Annotated in this window: 2 protein-coding genes; both read right to left on the bottom strand. The window is 38.7% G+C overall.

Translation table 11 applies throughout. The annotated features are described in order from the left end of the window. A partial coding sequence (locus tag DD829_RS19905; RefSeq protein WP_133240952.1) for a phage tail sheath subtilisin-like domain-containing protein occupies positions 1 to 1,055 on the bottom strand: 1,055 nt, incomplete at its 3' end. A gap of 25 nt (positions 1,056 to 1,080) precedes the next feature. Then, positions 1,081 to 1,512: a phage tail protein gene (locus DD829_RS19900; RefSeq protein ID WP_076394813.1), complete on the bottom strand. Its 432-nt coding sequence runs from the start codon at positions 1,510 to 1,512 to the stop codon at positions 1,081 to 1,083. Positions 1,513 to 1,518 lie beyond the last annotated feature (6 nt).

The raw sequence follows: 1,518 nt of genomic DNA, 5'->3' as shown, positions 1-1,518 counted from the left end.
TTGCTGTTGCCGTCAAGCGTTCTTGCGCCCCAAACCAATGTGCCTTTTCCTGTAAAAGATCTGATAACGTTGATGGATTTTCCTGAAGCTGGATCTACATTAAGAGTCATCTGATCTTCGTGAGAAACTTTTACTGTAGGAGCCACTACATAGCTAAGTCCAACATTAGCAGGCGCTTTGAATACTCCGGAAGTGCTGTCTACTTTTGCATACACACCCGCAACTGCTGAGGACGGAGCCATTACTACTCTTTCAGATTCGATTGCTGCTTTAGCCTTATTATACAGCTCTGTTCTGTTTGATTTTAGCCATTTTAAATTGTCTACATAGCCATTTGGAAGAGACAAAACATTTCCTGAGTCATCTTTTTCTTCAAAACTTGTAATTTTAACATCTTCATCTTCAAAGCTATGCGTTAAAACAGTTTCCAATTTCGGATAATAAGCAGCTCCATATTTCAAACGCTCTCCGCTTTGTCCTGAAGTTACATTATCTCTAAAGTCCTTAACTATATTAGCAGAATCTCCAAGAACGTCCATAATAACAAACCTGTCTTTCATTTCCTCTGCATGATTCAAAGCCAATCCATACAAACCGTAAGCCTCTAATGCTGGTAAAGATTCTGCATCCGGAAAAACGATTAGCGTAGGCTCATCTTCTTTTTCAAGAGTCTTAAGTCCTGTTTCTAATTCGCTTTTTAATACTTTTGTAGGATATCCTGAAGCTACTCCAACAGAAACAATATAACATGGACCGCCACCGTTTGCAAAATACATTTGCATAGCATGGTACATTTTGAATTTACCTAATTTAGTGGTATCAAAAGTGGTAGAGACGGTATTGTCTTTAACAGAAATTTTGATCTCTTTACCTTCGTTTTTTCCTTTACCAAAAACAGCCTCATATTCTAATAGAGAAGAAATTCTTGTCGGCTCATTTTTTGGTCCTTTTTCTGTATATCCGATGAAAGCAGGGATCGCTGTTTCTACTTGTGCTACGGAAGGCGGAAATTTTGCCAGTTCCTCCACGTAAACACCTGGTGTTTTGTAATTCATTTTGTTAAAAATTTAAAATTAATATTTAGTTATGTTCAATAGTTAAACCTTCGTGCGCAATCTCCAAAGTTTCGATTGCTACCTCATTACCTTCAGCTTTCAGATCGGTTGACTGTAATTTCAATGGGAAGGCATTTTTCACTTTCCATGTTACCGCAGGTGCGCCGTTCTCGTCTAAAAGAGAAATCGTGATGGATCTTCTTTCTACCGTGTTCATCTGAACGGTCTGCAACCATTCGAAATAATCGTTATCACCTTTGAAAGTTCCTCTTTTTAAAGTGATGTTTCCGAATTTTGCCATTCCCGGCATTTTGATCTTGCTGAAATCCGGGCTTGCTCCCTGTCTGTATTCAATGATATCGCGCTCGATGCTTAATCCCGAAACTTCCTGAAAACCGATGTTCGTTCCGCCCCAGTCTACTTCAAAGGAAAACTTTACTAATGGATATGTATTCATAATTGT

It is taken from the genome of Chryseobacterium sp. HMWF035 (assembly GCF_003094695.1).
In the GTDB taxonomy this organism is placed as follows: domain Bacteria; phylum Bacteroidota; class Bacteroidia; order Flavobacteriales; family Weeksellaceae; genus Chryseobacterium; species Chryseobacterium gambrini.
Note: the sequence above shows the minus strand (reverse complement) of the source record. Positions and strands in the feature narration are given on the sequence as shown.

Excerpts from the sequence above, each read along its gene's own strand:
- DD829_RS19900 (WP_076394813.1), bottom strand. The coding sequence starts at position 1,512 with ATGAATACATATCCATTAGTAAAGTTTTCCTTTGAAGTAGACTGGGGC.